This window comes from Streptomyces sp. NPDC041205 (assembly GCF_055591765.1).
Genome location: NZ_JBVIZH010000009.1, coordinates 48,362 through 63,615, shown reverse-complemented (window position 1 = coordinate 63,615; position 15,254 = coordinate 48,362). Strand labels below are relative to the sequence as shown.

The window sequence follows — 15,254 nt, the reverse complement described above, 5'->3', positions numbered from 1 at the left end:
CGGGACCGGATCACCACCGGGACCCGGCCCTCGCTCCCCCTTCCGGCTATATGCCGGTCGCCGCCTCCACCAGGCCCTGCACCTCCGTGTCCGCCGGGGACAGCAGGAAGACGTTCTTCTCCACGCGGTGCATCCCGCAGCCGAGGCCGAAGACCACGCCGCTGCTGAAGTCGAGGACCCGCTTGGCGACTTCGGTCTCGGCGCCGGACAGGTCGAGCAGGACCGGCGTCTGCGACATCAGGTTCTCGGCGACCTCGCGGGCGTCCGCGAAGATGTTCACACGTGTCACGACGAAGCGTCGGCGCGCCTCCGTCTCCGCGTCGGGCAGCGCCCGGTGCCCCGGCCACGACGGCCATTCGTTGCGGCCGCGCAGCGGTACGACCTGGGCGAGCCCTTCCCACTGTTCGTCGGTGGCTTCGTGGCTGGTCACAGAGCAACCCCGTCCTGGCTCGTCCTCAACGTCTGCACCAGGCAATTCTTGCGCAACTCACCCGTTCGGCCCAACTGCGACACGTCCGCATGGCACGTGTCACACCTTCCGGGAACCCACCGGCGGCGGCGCGCGACCACCTGTCCGGTGCCGGGCGTCCGCTGCCCGCGCCGCCGGATCAGCCACGGGAGCGTCGATGGCAGACGAGCGTTCGTCCCTTTCGGGTACGTCGCCGAGTTCGCGTACGTCAAGCAGTGCACGTACGCCGGGAGCGTCCGGGGTGTGGCGGCCGCCACCCGCGCTGCTGGGGTTCCTCGTCCTGCTCGTCGTCGTGTTCGCCGTCGCGTATCAAGTCGGCTCGTCCGTGGGGCCGGTGGCGCCGGGGATGCGGTCCTCGACGCCGGGCGGCGGTGCGGGCGACGACAAGGACGGCGGCTCGGGCGGGGGCCACGGCGGCGGGCACGGGGGCCACGGCCAGTGACTCCCGAGCCCACGGCTGCCGCCCCCGAAGCCCTCGGGACCTCCGAGGCCACCGGGACCTGCGAGGCCACCGTCACCACCGACCTGATCGTCGGCGGGATGACCTGTGCCGCCTGCGTGAACCGCGTCGAGAAGAAGCTCGGCAAGCTGGCGGGCGTCAGCGCGACCGTCAACCTCGCCACCGGCCGGGCCCGGGTGCGCCACCCGGTCGGCACGGGCACGGACGAGCTCGTCGCCGTCGTCGTACGCGCCGGATACACCGCCGAACCGCCCCCGCCGCCCGCACCGCCCGCGCCGTCGGAGACGGAACCCGCGGCGGCGGGCGACGACGAGGCGCGGGCCGAGCGGCAGCGGCTGCTGGTCACCGCGCTGCTCTCACTGCCCGTGCTCGTCCTGTCGATGGTGCCCGCCTGGCAGTTCCGCAACTGGCAGTGGCTGTGCTTCATGCTCACCGCGCCGGTCGCGGTGTGGGGCGCGTGGCCCTTCCACCTGCGGGCGGTACGCGGCCTGCGGCACGCCGCCGCGACCATGGACACGCTGGTGTCGCTCGGTGTCGCCGCCTCCTTCTCCTGGTCGGCGTACGCGCTGTTCCTCGGCGGGGCGGGCGAGCCGGGGATGCGGATGCCGTTCGAGGTGCTTCCGTCGGCGGGCGGTGGCGCGCACGTCTATCTGGAGGCGGCGGTCGGCGTGCCGCTCTCGGTGCTCGCGGGGCGCTTCCTGGAGGCGCGGGCCCGGCACGGCACCGGGGCGGCGCTGCGGTCGCTGGCCTCGCTCGCCGTCAAGGACGTCGCGGTACGGGACCCGGGCGGCCGGGAACGGCGGGTGCCCGCCGGGGAGTTGCGGGTGGGGCAGGAGTTCGTGGTCCGGCCCGGGGAACGGGTGGCCACCGACGGTGTGGTGGTGTCCGGGCACTCCGCGCTCGACCTGTCGCTGGTGACCGGCGAGAGTGAGCCGGTGGAGGTCGCCCCCGGGCAGGACGTCGTCGGGGCCGCCGTCAACGAGAGCGGACTGCTCGTGGTGCGGGCCACGGCCGTGGGCGCCGACACCCAACTCGCGCGCATCACACGGATGGTGACGGAGGCACAGGCCGGGAAGGCGCGCGCCCAGCGCCTCGCGGACGCCGCGGCGGGCGTGTTCGTCCCCGTCGTCCTGACGCTCGCCGTCACCGTCCTCGGGTTCTGGCTCGGCGCCGGGGCCGACCCGCAGGCCGCCGTCACCGCGTCCGTGGCCGTCCTCGTCGTCGCCTGCCCGTGCGCCCTCGGCCTCGCCACGCCCACCGCGCTGCTCGCCGCCACCGGGCGCGGCGCCCAACTCGGCGTCCTCGTCAGCGGACCGCGCGCCCTGGAGACGCTGCGCCACGTCGACACGATCGTGCTCGACAAGACCGGCACGCTGACGACGGGCCACATGACCGTCACCCAGGTCACCGCCGCGCCGGACGGCCTGGGCCGGGACGCGGCGCTGCGGCTCGCCGGGGCGGTGGAGCGGGGCTCGGAGCATCCGCTGGGGCGGGCGATCACGTCGTACGCCCGACAGGAGTCGGCCGAGCGGGAGCTGCCCGAGGTCACGGGGTTCCGGGCGCGGCCCGGTTGGGGTGTGCGCGGGGTCGTGGAGGAGCGGGTCGTGGAGGTGTGCTCACCGGGGGCGGAGGCGGGGCCGGAAGGGGCGCCCGGCGACGGCGTCCACGCCCTCCCCGAGGTCCTCGCCCGTGCTCTCGCCGACGCCGAGGCCGCCGCGCGGACCGTGGTCCTGGTGCGGGTGGACGGTGTCGTCGAGGCGGTCGTGGCCGTGGGAGACGTGCTGCGGGCCGGGAGTTACCGCGCGGTGGACCGGCTGCGGCGGCTCGGCGTGGAGCCGGTCCTCGCCACCGGGGACCGGGCGGCGACCGCGCAGGCCGTGGCCGCCGAGCTGGGGATCGGCGAAGTGCACGCGCGCTGCACGCCCGAGGACAAGGCGGAACTGGTCGGTCGGCTGCGGGCGGCCGGGCGCCGGGTCGCGGTGCTCGGCGACGGCGTGAACGACGCGGCGGCGCTCGCCCGCGCCGACCTCGGCATCGCCATGGGGTGCGGCAGCGACGCGGCGATCGGCGCGGCCGACGTGACGCTGGCCGCCGGTGACATCGGCGCGGCGGCCGTCGCGGTGCGCCTCGCCCGCCGCACCCTCGCCACCATCCGCGCCAACCTGGTCTGGGCGTTCGGCTACAACGCCCTCGCCGTACCGCTCGCCGCCGTCGGCCGCCTCGGCCCGATGACAGCCGCCCTCGCGATGTCGGCCAGCTCTCTGCTCGTGGTCGCGAACAGCCTGCGGCTGCGTACGTGGGAGCCGGTGCCGCGGAGTGCCGGGCGGGAGTCCGCGGGGCGAGCGGGCGCGGGGCGGGAGCGGGCGCGGCCACAGCAGGCGCGGCGGCAGCGGGTCGCACGGGGAAGGAGCCTTCGGTGAAGGGCCGTACGCATGCCCGACGGTGGGCCACCGGCGCGCCCGGCGCCACTAGCGCCGCCGACAACCCCGGTGCCTCCGGCGAGGCGTACGCCCGTCTGCGGTCCGCCCTTCCCGGTGTCCTCGCCCCCGTCCTCGCCTGCGCGCTCGCGCTGTGCGGGCTCTCCGCGTGGGTCGCCGTCGGGGCCGCGGGCAGCCCCGCGCGCGTGACGGTCGACGACGGGCGGGTGTTCCTGCCGTACGGCGGCAAGGAGGAGACCGCCGCGTTCTTCCGGATCACCAACAGCGGGGAGTCCGGGGACGCGTTGCTGTCCGTCCGTTCGCCCGCGGCCGACGACGTCATGCTCAGCCGGACCGTGGAGCGGCCCGGGAACGTGGAGTCGATGCGGATGGTGGACTCGGCGGCCGTGCCCGGGCGGTCCGTGGTGCGGATGACGCCCGAGGGCCTGGACGTGATGCTGCGGCCCGCCAAGGCGCTGCGGCTCGGTGACCGGGTGCCCTTCGTGCTGCGCTTCCGGCACAGCGGGGAGGTGACCGTGCGGGCCGTGGTGGTCAGGCCCGGCAGTTGAGCCGCGGATCCGTCGGCCGCGTACGGGAACTCCCCGACCCCTCCGTCCGACTACTGCCCCGGGATGGCGGCCGGGACGTGCCGAGACAGGCCGACGCGGGACAGAACAGGCCCTGGAGCAGGGCCGGGAGAGGGGCGCGGGCGACCGATGGGTGGTCTGGACATACGTATGCGGGGTGTGACCTGCGGGCATGGGCGCGTGGTCGCCGTCGACGACGTGCATCTGGAGGTCGCAGCAGGGGAGCGGGTGGCGCTCACCGGGACGAACGGCTCCGGCAAGTCCACGCTGCTGCGGGCCGTCCTCGGCCTGCACCGGCCTGCTGCGGGCAGCATCCTCGTCGGTGGCCGCGGTGCCGCTTCCGCGGCGGATCGGGCGTGGCGGCGGCAGGCCTGCGCGTGGGTGCCGCAGAAGCCCGCGGCCGGACGGTTTCCGCTGCTCGCGGGGGAGTTGCTGGACTCCGGTGGGGCGCCCTGCGAGGCGGCTGATGCAGCTCGTGCGCTGGGCGTGGGGACGTTGCGGCGGCAGCCTCTGGACACCTTGTCCGGGGGGCAGTTGCAGCGGATGTATCTGGCGCGGGCCATCGGGTGTGTGGCCGCCGGGGCCGGGGTGCTGCTGGCCGATGAGCCCACCGCCGCGCTGGACTTCGCGGGGCAGGAGGAGGCTGCCGAGGCGCTCATGGCTCTGCCGGTCACGCTCGTCGTCGTCACCCACGACCGTGCGCTCGCCGAGCGTTGCGATCGCGTGTTGGACATGGCGGCCGGGCGGCTGCGGGAGGTGGGGCGGTGAGGCCTTGCCGGGGGCTCCCCCATCCCGCCCCTTCCCGAACCCGGGGCTCCGCCCCGGACCCCGTATCGGCGCTCCGCGCCTCGTCCTCAAACGCCGGACGGGCTGAAGTGCGACGGGGTGGGGTGGGGGTCCCGGGCGGGTGGGACAGACCCCCGCTGATCGCCGCTCCGCGGCTCGTCCTCAAGCGCCGGACCGGCTGGGGGGTTCGACCGGGCGGAGTGCGCGCCCCCGGTGGGCAGGACGGGCTTGGGCGGGACAAGGGCTCGTCGACCGCCGCTTGGGGGCTCGTTCTCGAACGCCGGACCGGCTGGGGGGCGCGACCCGGCAGAGCGGGAGCCCCGGGCGGGGTGCGCGTCGCCGGTGGGCGGGACAGTGCCGGGTGGGACGGAGCTGGGCGGGACAGATCCGGGTGGGACAGGCAGAGCCGGTTCGGGGTGTCGGGGGTGTGGCGATGATCGGGCTCGCCACCGCCGACCTTGGGCTGATGCTCGAACTCGTGCCCGTGCAGCGGGCCGGGTTCGCGTTGCTGCTTGCCGCTGTGGGGCTGCCGATCGTCGGGGTTGTGATCGTCGGGCTCGACATCATGCCGGTGCGGTTCGCGATGATGCATGTCGCGCTGCTCGGTATTGCCGTCGGGCTGCTCACGGGGCTCGACCCGATGCTGTGTGCCCTGGTGGCGTGTGCGCTCGCGGGTGCGGGAGTCGCGCCGCTGGCCCGGACGCCGGCCGGTCTTTCCGGGGCGATGGGGCTCCTGATGAGCATGGCCATCGCGGCGGCGCTCCTCGTGCTCTCCGTGTCCGGGGTCAACGCCTCCGGCGCGTTCGCGCTGCTGTGGGGGTCGATCCTGTCCGTCGGCAGCGCGGACATCGTCGTGGTCGGGGTGCTCGCCGTCGTCGTACCGGCGCTGTTCTGGTGGCGGCGCCGCGACCTGGCGCTGCTCCTGTACGACCGCGAGCTCGCCCAGTGCTCGGGCGTACGCGTCGGCCCCCTCACCGTCGTCCTGCTCGTCCTCGTCGCCGTCGCCGTGGCGGGCGCGATCAAGCTGACCGGGGCGCTGCTCGTGGACGCCCTCACCCTGCTGCCCGCCCTCGCCGCACGCCGTCTCGGCAAGCGGCTCACCACCATCGCGCTGTGGGCCGTGGCCATCGGCCTCGCCGTCAACGTCACGGGCTTCCTCATCGCCCTCTGGCTGGACTGGCCGCCAGGGCCCGTCCTCGTCCTGACCGCGGGGGCCGTCGTCCTCGCCGTCCACCTCATCCCCGAACGGAGCATCACCTCATGGCGCGCACCGGCGTCCGCATCCCCCACACCCGCAAGCCCGCCCTCCTCGCACTGAGCGCCGTCCTCGCCCTGACGGCCGCGGGCTGCGGCGACGACTCGTCCGACGGCGGCTCGGACAGCAAGAAGGACGGGCCCGTCGTGGTCGCCACCACCACGTGGGAGGGCGCCTTCGCCAAGGCCGCGGGCGCCAAGAACGTCACGGTCCTCGTCCCGCCGTCCACCCAGCACGCCCCCGACTACGACCCGAAGCCGTCCGACCTCGCCGCCGTCGCGAAGGCCGACTTCGTGCTGTACGCGCCCTTCGAGCCGTACGCCGGGAAGATCAAGGACGCGGCGGGCTCCGATGCCGAGCTGGTGAAGGTCGACCTCGACAACGACGCCACCAAGGTGCGCGGCGAGGTGACCCGCCTCGGCGGGCTCTTCGGCACCAAGGCCGCCGCGGCGAGCTGGACCAAGACCTTCGACCGCGAGTACGCCGCGCTCGCCAAGGACCTCAAGGCGTCCTGGCCCGGCGGCAGCAGCCCGGCCGTCGTCAGCCAGGTGTTCACCACGTGGTCGGCCCGCATGGCGGGCGCGCGGACCGTCGGCACGTACGGACCGGAGGCCGTGACCGCCGGACAGCTCGCCCGGCTCTCCGCGAAGAAGCCCGCGTTGGTCCTCGACAACGCGCACATGTCCACCGGGAAGGTCCTCCCCGACTCCGGCGCCGCACAGGTGAAGATCGTCAACTACCCGGGCAAGGACCTGGACCTGCTCCCGGTGTACCGGGACGCGGCCGCGGAGTTGAAGAAGGCGATGAAGGCGAAGAGCTGACAGGCGCGGGCGCGTGGTCGGAAGTCGGGCGCGCCGGGCGCACTGAGGCGGGGGCGGGGGCCGGGGAGAAACCCCCGGCCCCCGCCCCCGCCCCTTTCACCGGCCGGTCGCCTCCGGCCTCAGGCGCCCGCGGCCCGCTCCCGCAGCGCCGCGCGGTCCGGCTTGCCCGCCGGGGTCAGCGGCAACTCCTCGACGAGCAGAAGCCGTTCGGGGTGCTTGGCGCGGTCGAGGCCGCGCCCGGTGAGGTGGTGGCCCAGGTCGTCGAGGGTCGGCGCGGGCCCGGTCGCGCGGGACGCCGGGACCACGCAGGCCGCGAGCCGCTCCCCCATCACCGGGTCGGGTACGCCGACGCACACCACGTCACGTACCAGCGGATGCGCGCTCAGCTCCCGTTCGACCTCCGCGGGGCTGATGTTGGCGCCGCCGCGGATCACCACGTCCTTGAGGCGGCCGACGACGTGCAGGACGCCGTCGGCGTCGAGGAGGCCGAGGTCTCCGGTGCGGACCCAGCCGTCGGGGGTGCGGTAGCGGGCGTCGAGTTCGGGGGCGCCGACGTAGCACAGGGGTGTCATCGGGCCGCGCGCGACGATCTCGCCGACAGCGCCGTCCGGCAGGGGCTCATGGGTGGCGGGGTCGGCGACGCGGATGTCGGCGACGCGGGGGTCGGGGCGGCCCGCGACGATGCCGTGGCGGTCCCCGTGGCCGGTCTCGGGCCCGTCCCCGTCTCCGGCCGGGCTCCGCCGCGGCCCCTCCGGATCGCCCAGTCCCGTATGGCAGTTGACGCCGTCCGCGGAGCCGTAGAGGTTCACGACGGGGCAGCCGAAGGCGTGGCGGGCCTCGGCGGCCGTCGTGGCGTCGAGGGAGGAGCCGCCGAGGACGAGGGCTGTGGGCGCCGGCAGTTTCCCGGCCCCTTCCTGTTCCTGTTCCTGTTCCCGCTCCTGCTCCAGGCGGTCGAGGATCATGCGGGCCATCGTCGGGACGCCCAGGACGTGGGTGGGTTCGTGTTCGCGTACGGCGGCGATGGCGGCCTCGGGCGTGAAGTGGTCGAGCAGGACGAGGGTGCCGCCGTGCCGGGCGAGGGCGACGGCCGTGCCGTTGGAGCCGAACGCGGAGGCCAGCGGCACCAGGAAGAGACAGCGCGGCGGTTCCGCCGGGTCCGGCATCAGCGAGGCGAAGAAGTTGCCGCGGCCCCCGGCAAGGGCGTTGTGGGAGTACGCGACCATCTTCGGCTCGGCCTCGGAGCCGGAGGACACCAGGATGCGGGCGGGGCCGTCCGGGTCGGGGCGCGCGGCCACGAACGCGGCCGGGTCGGCGCGCAGCAACTGGGCGAAGGGGACGGCCCCTTCGGGGAGGGGACCGGGGCCTACGGCTATGACGTGGCGCAGGGGTGCGGGGGCGGCAGCCTCGTCGGAGGCCGCGGGCAGGTCGAGGGCTGGAGCTTCGTCGGGGGCGGCGGGCAGAACGGGGGTCCCCGGCCGGTCGGGGGCCTCGGGCCGCCCGGGGGTCCCGGGCCGGTCCTGGGCCTCGGGCGCCGAGGCGAGGAGGGCCGCCGCCGGGTGGGCGCCGCGGTGCTCCGCGGCGGCGATGACGGCCACCGCGTCGGCGCGCCGCAGCAGGCTCGTGGCCTCCGCCGCGCCGCGGCCCACGGGGAAGGGCAGGGCGACCGCGCCGATCGCCGCGAGGGCGAGGTCGGCGATGACCGCCGCGCGGGCGTTGGGGAGTTGCACGCCGACGACGTCTCCCGGTGCGACGCCTAGCTCTCTGAGCCCGACGGCCAGACATCGGACCTTGCGGTCCAGGGCGGTGTAACAGAGCTTGCCCTTGGCGTCGATCACGGCCGTGCGGTGCAGATCGCTGATCTGCCGCGCCCGGAACAGGCTGTACAGGTCGAGGTCGGGGCAGGTGCCGTCGACCGCCCAGGCGCGGCGGAGGGAGGCGGGCAGGAGGTCGTTCAGGGGGCGGGGCATACGGGCTCCTGGAAGGACGAGGGGCGGAGGCTTTCGAGGTGTCGCGCGCGAGCCGGTGCGGCGGTCACGGGCACGGCGGGCGTCAGGAGAAGGCCCACGGGTCCGGGACGACGGGCGCCCCGTGCGCGTCACGCCCGATGGAGTCCGTGCGGCGCGCGCCGGTGTGCAGGGCGGCGAGGTCGGCGGTGACCGGGGTCGCGGTCAGACCGTGGGAGCGCAGCAGGTCCAGGGCCTCGGGCGTGGGCAGGTCGGTCAGGTCGTACGCCGACGCGGCCGCCGCGCAGGTGTCGGCCGGGGCGAGCCAGCCGTCGGCCGTGCGCAGCGGGCGGCGGAAACCGGCGGGCGGGCGGGGGTCGGCGCCCTGGGCCGCGCGGCGCAGGGCGGGGGCGGTGAGGGTGTCGGCGGCGCCGAGCAGGGAGGAGTCGACGCGTACGCCGCGGCCGCCGTTGCGTTCGCGCAGGAGCAGCCCGGCGAGCACGGCTTCCGCGCCGAGGAGGCCGCCCAGCACGTCGAGGAGGGTCATCAGGGAGGGTGCGGGCGGCTCGTCGGCCGGGCGCACCGCCGCGCCGACGGCCGTGCGGGCCTGGACCATGAAGTCGGTGCCCATGGGGGCGTCGTCGATCCGGTCGCCCCAGCCGCTCGTGTACGCGTACACGAGGCCCGGGTTGACGGCGCTGAGGTCGGCGGCGTCCAGGCCGAGCTGGGCGGCCTTGCCGGGGGCCCAGTTGTGCAGGAACACATCGGCGTCGGCGACGAGTTCGCGCAGGCGGCGGCGCCCGGAGGGGGACTTGATGTCGGCCTCGACGGCGCGCTTGCCGCGGTTGAGGGCCAGCCAGCGGGCGGAGACGCCGCCGCAGGCGGGCGGCATGCCGCGCAGGGGGTCGCCGCCCGGGGGCTCGACGCGGACGACGTCGGCGCCGAGGAGACGGAGCAGGTGGGCGGCCAGGGGGGCCTGGATGCGGCGGCCCGCCTCCAGGACGGTGATTCCCGCCAGTGGGCGCTCGGAGGAAGGGAGTTGGCGGCCCTGCCGCTCCGGCGCGGCGGCGGCCGGGCCGAGCCTCGCCAGGGACCAGGGCGCGGCACCGTCGTGCTCGGCCGCCCGCTCCGCGAGGGTGCGCAGGGCGCAGACCTCGGCGCCGGAGGTGGCCGCGGCCTGCCTGACGCGCGCCCACCCGTGGGCGCGGGCCGTGGCGTGCAGGGCCTCCGGGAGGGGCGCGCAGGCGGTGGCGTACCGGAACTGGAAGGGCCGCCAGCCGCCGCGTATCGCCTCGCCCGGCGCGTCCAGGGCCCGCCAGAACGCCGCCCAGGCGCCGGGGTCGAGGGTCTCCAGCTCGAAGTGGACGCCGTCGGCGGAGGTGAACGGGGGCCCGCCCGGGGCGAGTCGGGCCGCCTCGTCCTCGTCGGCGCCGGTGGCGGCGAGGTACTGCGACACGGCGAGCAGCCCCGCCCGTGCCGCACTGGTCGTGACCCGCCCGGCCGCGCGGGCGGCTCCGCCCCTGGCCTGGGCGAGGAGCTGGGCCAGCAGCCCTTGGACGGCGAGGACGCCCGCGGCGGTGGCCGCGTAGTCGGCGCCGAGCCCGCGGGGGCTGCCGTCCCGGCGGCCGTGCACGGACATGATGCCGGTGGCGGCCTGGACGGTGGCCTCGTCGGGGGTGGGGGGCGGTACGGCCCCCGCCGCGTCCTGTGGCGGCGTGCCCACCGCGTCCCGCGACGCGGCCGTCCGTTCCTCCGCCCAGTGCACCTCCGCCGTCACCGGCCCGAACCCGCCTCCGGTGAGGACGGCATGGGCATGCGTGCCGGGCTCTGCGGCGGGCTCCGGGGTCCCGGCGGTCGGCTCGGTTCCGGTGGCCCCGGCGGGCACTGCGGTCTCGGCGGCCTCCGCGGTCCCGGCCGTCCCGGTCGACGCCTCCGCCGTCCCGGCCGCTTCCGCCGCCTCGGCCGTCTCGGCGCCGAGCAGGCGCAGATGCTCGGTCACGACCCGCGTCAGCTCCGGCGGCCCTGCGATGTCGCAGCGCAGCGACTCCAGGGGCAGGGCGGCGGTCCGCACTGTGGTGAGGGGTGGTGACGTCATGTCAGTCGTGTCTCCTCTCCCGGTGCGGGGGCAGCCCCCGCCGGGGTCGTTCCGAACGCGGGAACCCGAGGCCGTCGGCACCCGACCAGTTCCTTGGAAGACAGTCGGGCGCCCGGGCCCGCGGGTTCCCGGTGAACCAAAGGAAGCGGTGGGAGCGGTGGGAGCAGAGGACGTGGTGGATGTGGTGGACGGGCCGGGCGAGCGGTGCGGGGACGCGGCCGGGGGCGGGGTGGGCGCTGCGCCCCCGGCCGACGGCGTCGCGTCCTTGTCCGAGCGCGTCGCCGCCTTCGTACGCGAACACGTCATCCCGTACGAGGACACCCTGGACGCGGGCGGACCACCGGCCGACGCCGTGCTGCGGTCCCTGCGGGAGCGGGCCCGGCGGGCCGGGCTGTGGGCGCTGCCCCTGCCCGCCGAACTGGGCGGGCAGGGGCTCGGCCTGGCCCGGTACGCGACGTTCGCCGAGGCCGAGGGCGCCAGCGATCACGGGCCCGCCGCGCTCGGCTCCGCACCGCTCCTCGATGTGGCGATGCTGCGCCGCCACGGCACCGCGCGGGTCCGCGAGGCGTATCTCACCCGGCTCGTCTCGGGCGAACTCCGCACCTGTTACGCGATGACCGAGCCCGACGTGCCCGGCACCGACCCCTTCCTCACCGGTACCCGCGCCACCCTCCGGCCGGACGGGAGTTGGCGTCTGACCGGCCGCAAGTGGTTCACCTCCGGGGCGGCGGGCGCGGACCTCGTCACCGTGCTGGCCCGCACGGACGGCGCGCCGCCGGACCGCGACGGCCTTTCGCTGTTCCTCGTGCCCACGGCGTCGCGCGGCTTCCGTGTCGTACGCGAACTGCCCGTGCTCGGGGCGGGCGGCCAGTGGGAGATCGAGTTCGACGGCGTACGGGTGCCGGGCGACCATCTCGTCGGGGCGCGCGGCGCCGCGCTCGCCGTCGCCGGGCAGCGGCTCCAACTCGGCCGTACGCTGCGCTGTCTGCGCTGGCTCGGGCAGGCGCAGCGGGCCTTCGACCTGATGGCCGCGCGTGCCGTCGCCCGTACGGGGTCCCGTGGGCCGCTCTCCTCCCACCAGCTCGTCCAGCGCCATGTCTTCGAGTCGCTGCTCGCGCTGCGTACGGCGCGGCCGCTGGTGCACGAGGCGGTGGCGCGGCTCGTCGCCGAGGAGGACGCGCACGTCGAGGTGGGCCTCGCCAAGGTCGCGGCGGCGCGCACGCTGCAGCAGGTCGTGGACGCGGCCGTCCAGGTGCACGGCGCGGCCGGGCTCGGGCCCGACACCGCACTGCCCGCGCTCCTGCGCACGGGGCGCGCTGCGCGGATCCTCGACGGGCCGGACGAGTTGCACATCACGTCGGTGGCTCGGCGGGTGTTGGGCGGGTACGCGTAGCGGTTGCCCGGCCGGGGGCCTCCGCGGACGACGCGGCCCCCGTCCGGCGCCTCACGCCTCGCGCGGGTCCACCAGACCCGTCAGCGCGGCGAGGCCGAGGGCCAGGAAGAAGTCGCCCCAGATCAGCTCGTGTTGGATGGCGGTGCCGGTGGCCGCGTCGTGGCAGCCGTGGAGGAGCATGCCGGGTGGGGGGATGGAAGGGCTGGGGGCGGTGGAGGGGCTGGGGGTCGGGGCGGCGAGGGCTTTTCCGGTGCCGGTGCCGGAGTTGGTATCGGTGCCGGTGCGGGAGTTGGTGGCGGTCGCGGTGTTGGTCCCGGTTGCGCTGCTGGCTCCAGTGCCGCTCAGGTGCGCGGTGGCCAGGCGGTGCAGGACGGCCTCCGCTCGGCGGGCGCAGGCCTCTTGGCCGGGCAGGGTCGCGAGTTTGAGGAGGGCGACGGCGGTGATGGCGGCGGCGGAGGTGTCGGGCGGGCCGTCGGGGCGGGATTCGTCGGCGGGTGGGACGAGGGGGGTCGGCGGGGGTGAGGCCGCCCCCGCCTCGTCCGCAGTCGGCTCGGGCCCCGGTGCCCCCAGCCACGCAGCCGTCGCGCGCAGGTGGTCCGGGCGCGCCACGGCGTCACCGGGCCGCGTCAGCGCGTCCGCCACGGCGAGCAGGAGCCAGGCTCGGCCGCGGCTCCAGCCGGGGGCCGGTTCGGCGAGGGGGTGCCAGCCGGTGGCGGGGTCGTGACGCCAGGCGGGGGTGAGGCGCCCGTCGTCCCCGACGCACAGCGCCAGGTGCCGCCGCAGGTGTGCGGCCGCCGCCTCCCTCCCCCGCTGCCCCGCCGAGGCGAGGAGCGGGCCCAGCCCCGGTGCCCCGTCCGCGCGGGCGAGCAGGCGGGGGCCGCCGAAGGCCGAGCCCCAGGGGACCAGGCCGAGTTCGGGGTCGAAGGCGGTGAGGCAGGCGCGGGCGGCGCGGGCGCGGAGGGCGTCGGCGGGCTCCGAGTCGGTGGCGAGGGCGGTGCCGTACCAGAGGATCAGGCCGCGCGTCGCGGTGTCGGCGTCGGCCCAGTCGGCGAGGCGTGCCGTGCAGTCCTCGGCGGCGGTCCGGTCGGCCGGAGCGCCCGTGTACCGCGCCCGCAGCCAGAGCAGTCCGGCCCAGAAGCCGCCCGTCCAGGAGCCCCGCCTGGTCGTCGTCCACGTGCCGGTGGCGGGGTCGGCGGACAGCGGGAAGCGGGGGCCGACCTCGGCGAGGGTCACGGCGGCCCGGCCGAGGACGGCCTCGAGGGCGCCACCGGCCCACCCGTCCGTCGTCCCGCCCCGGCCCTCAAGCACCCCGGCCCTCCCCCGCACCGGCCCCGCGCCCCCGTTCCCGTACCGCCCACGTCAGTGCCACCGCGCCCGCCGCCGCGAACTCCGTCGTCACCAGGGTCCAGCCCCAGCCGTAGTGGCCGGCGGAGGCCAGGAGGCCGAAGAGGGGTGGGCCCAGGGCGAAGCCCGCGAAGAAGCCCGCCGAGACCAGGGCGGAGTCCTGGCCTGCCCGGCCCGGTGCCGCGCGCTGCATGACCAGGACCATCGACACCGCGTTGGCCGACACCGCGAACACCCCCACCGCCACCGCGCCCGGCCACACCAGCGCGCCCAGCGCCGCCGCCCCGGCCAGGAGCAGCGCCGCGCCGACCGCGCCCGCGGCGAGCAGGCCCGGCAGCCACTCCGCACGGCCGGGCGTCGCCGCCTTGGACCAGGCCACACGGCCCACGACCCCGGACACCCCGAGCACCGCCACCAGCGCCCCGGCCGCTCCCGGTCCGAGGCCGAGGCGGTGCGCCCCGTACAGCGCCAGGTATGTGTTGACGGACGCGATGCCACAGCCGAGCAGGAGCGAGAAGCCCGCCAGCCAGGCGATGGTGCCGCGCGGCACCAGGGAGGCCGGTGGCGCGCCGGTCCGGGCGGGCGCGTCCGGCGGCAGCGTCCGCAGCGCCCACACCGCCGTCACCACCGCCGCGCCCGCCGCCGTCCACACGGCGCCGCGCCAGCCGAGCCACCCGGCCAGTGCCGCGAGCGGCAGGCCCGCCGCGAACGCGCCCAGTTGGACGCCCGACTGCTTCATGCCGGTCACCGCGCCCCGGCGCGCCGGTTCCACCGCCGCCAGGATCGCCTTGTTCGTCACCGGGTTCGCGAGCGCCTGCGGCAGCCCGCCGAGGGCCACCGCCGCCAGCAGGAAAGCCGCCCCCGGCGCCGCGCCGATCAGCGCCAGCGCCAGCGCCGACAGCAGGAGCAGCGCCGCCAGCGCCCGGCGCGGGCCCACGCGGTCCACGATCCGGCCGCCCGCGGGCGACAGCACGGCCGCGGTACCGAAGCCGATCGTCGTGGTCAGACCCAGGACCGTGGGCGAGATGTCCAACTCGTCCACCAGGCGCGGGCCGAGTGCTCCCAGCAGGAAGAGCTGGAGCATGGAGAAGGCCATCGCGCAGGTGAGGAGGGCGGTGGGGAGCGGGCGCGCCGCTGGGGGCGGGGAGGGGGGTCGCGCCGGTCGGCGGGGGTCGGGGGCCTTCGGCTGAGACCGCGGCTCGGTGCCGTCCGACTGCGGCTGAGGCTGTGGCTCGGCGCCGTCCGGCTCCGGCTGAGGCTGTGGCTCGGCGCCGTCCGGCTCCGGCTGAGGCTGTGGCTCGGCGCCGTCCGGCTCCGGCTGAGACCGCGACTCGGTGCCCTCCGGCTGAGACCGCGACTCGGTGCCCTGCGGCTGAGACCGCGGCTCGGCGGCCTCCGGCTGTGGCGCGGGCTGAAGCCGCGGCTCCGCCCCGCGCCCCACCGCCACCGGCCCGCGCCCCGCGCGCTCCGGCCCGACCCCCGCCTGCTCCGTCCCCACTCAGCCGCCCCCAGGAAGTCTCGTACAGCCGGACGAATCCACCGCGTTCACAGCGCACCGCGCCGCGCGCTCCCGTGCCTCGGGCGCGTCGTGGCCCAACGCGCCGCCGCAGGAGTCGGATCCGTTCCCTCCGGGGTTCCCGGGCGTCTTCGTGACCCCGGCCACACCCCAGTCGGGGCCCAGGCG

Annotated in this window: 12 protein-coding genes; 7 read left to right on the top strand and 5 right to left on the bottom strand. The window is 76.6% G+C overall.

Annotated elements, in window-relative coordinates:
* Positions 1 to 46 precede the first annotated feature (46 nt).
* Positions 47 to 430, bottom strand: a complete 384-nt coding sequence (locus tag ACZ6BG_RS31855; RefSeq protein ID WP_468456088.1) for a cell division protein SepF — start codon at positions 428 to 430, stop codon at positions 47 to 49.
* A gap of 196 nt (positions 431 to 626) precedes the next feature.
* On the opposite strand from ACZ6BG_RS31855, the gene ACZ6BG_RS31850 reads away from it, so the two are divergent.
* From ACZ6BG_RS31850 to ACZ6BG_RS31825, 6 genes are all read left to right on the top strand, one after another.
* On the top strand, positions 627 to 911 hold the full coding sequence (locus ACZ6BG_RS31850) for a hypothetical protein (protein ID WP_469007718.1): 285 nt from the start codon (positions 627 to 629) through the stop codon (positions 909 to 911).
* A 98-nt stretch (positions 912 to 1,009) separates the two neighbouring features.
* Complete coding sequence (locus ACZ6BG_RS31845) at positions 1,010 to 3,349, top strand: heavy metal translocating P-type ATPase (RefSeq protein WP_469008167.1); 2,340 nt, start codon at positions 1,010 to 1,012, stop codon at positions 3,347 to 3,349.
* Positions 3,346 to 3,915: a copper chaperone PCu(A)C gene (locus ACZ6BG_RS31840; protein WP_469007717.1), complete on the top strand. Its 570-nt coding sequence runs from the start codon at positions 3,346 to 3,348 to the stop codon at positions 3,913 to 3,915. Before ACZ6BG_RS31845 ends, ACZ6BG_RS31840 begins: the two co-directional genes overlap by 4 nt.
* 147 nt (positions 3,916 to 4,062) lie before the next feature.
* Positions 4,063 to 4,701, top strand: coding sequence for a metal ABC transporter ATP-binding protein (locus tag ACZ6BG_RS31835; protein ID WP_469007716.1), 639 nt, complete (start codon positions 4,063 to 4,065; stop codon positions 4,699 to 4,701).
* A gap of 451 nt (positions 4,702 to 5,152) precedes the next feature.
* Positions 5,153 to 6,037: a metal ABC transporter permease gene (locus tag ACZ6BG_RS31830; RefSeq protein WP_469008165.1), complete on the top strand. Its 885-nt coding sequence runs from the start codon at positions 5,153 to 5,155 to the stop codon at positions 6,035 to 6,037.
* On the top strand, positions 5,980 to 6,795 hold the full coding sequence (locus ACZ6BG_RS31825) for a metal ABC transporter solute-binding protein, Zn/Mn family (RefSeq protein WP_469007715.1): 816 nt from the start codon (positions 5,980 to 5,982) through the stop codon (positions 6,793 to 6,795). The genes ACZ6BG_RS31830 and ACZ6BG_RS31825 overlap by 58 nt, the downstream gene beginning before the upstream one ends.
* 119 nt (positions 6,796 to 6,914) lie before the next feature.
* Here ACZ6BG_RS31825 and ACZ6BG_RS31820 read toward each other — a convergent pair whose 3' ends face one another.
* Together ACZ6BG_RS31820 and ACZ6BG_RS31815 are read right to left on the bottom strand one after the other, a co-directional pair.
* Positions 6,915 to 8,762 (bottom strand): class I adenylate-forming enzyme family protein, encoded by a 1,848-nt coding sequence (locus ACZ6BG_RS31820; RefSeq protein ID WP_469007714.1) that lies wholly within the window; start codon positions 8,760 to 8,762, stop codon positions 6,915 to 6,917.
* An 82-nt stretch (positions 8,763 to 8,844) separates the two neighbouring features.
* Positions 8,845 to 10,833, bottom strand: coding sequence for a CoA transferase (locus ACZ6BG_RS31815; RefSeq protein ID WP_469007713.1), 1,989 nt, complete (start codon positions 10,831 to 10,833; stop codon positions 8,845 to 8,847).
* Positions 10,834 to 11,062: 229 nt separating this feature from the next.
* On the opposite strand from ACZ6BG_RS31815, the gene ACZ6BG_RS31810 reads away from it, so the two are divergent.
* Entirely contained in the window at positions 11,063 to 12,226 is a 1,164-nt protein-coding gene (locus ACZ6BG_RS31810; protein ID WP_469008162.1) for an acyl-CoA dehydrogenase family protein, read from the top strand.
* A gap of 51 nt (positions 12,227 to 12,277) precedes the next feature.
* Here the strand turns inward: ACZ6BG_RS31810 and ACZ6BG_RS31805 are convergent, their stop codons facing one another.
* Both ACZ6BG_RS31805 and ACZ6BG_RS31800 read right to left on the bottom strand, forming a co-directional pair.
* Positions 12,278 to 13,534: a sugar ABC transporter permease gene (locus ACZ6BG_RS31805; protein WP_469007712.1), complete on the bottom strand. Its 1,257-nt coding sequence runs from the start codon at positions 13,532 to 13,534 to the stop codon at positions 12,278 to 12,280.
* Positions 13,527 to 14,666 carry an MFS transporter gene (locus ACZ6BG_RS31800; RefSeq protein ID WP_469007711.1) on the bottom strand — a complete coding sequence of 380 codons (1,140 nt, stop codon included), beginning with the start codon at positions 14,664 to 14,666 and terminating at the stop codon, positions 13,527 to 13,529. The genes ACZ6BG_RS31805 and ACZ6BG_RS31800 overlap by 8 nt, the downstream gene beginning before the upstream one ends.
* Positions 14,667 to 15,254: the final 588 nt, after the last annotated feature.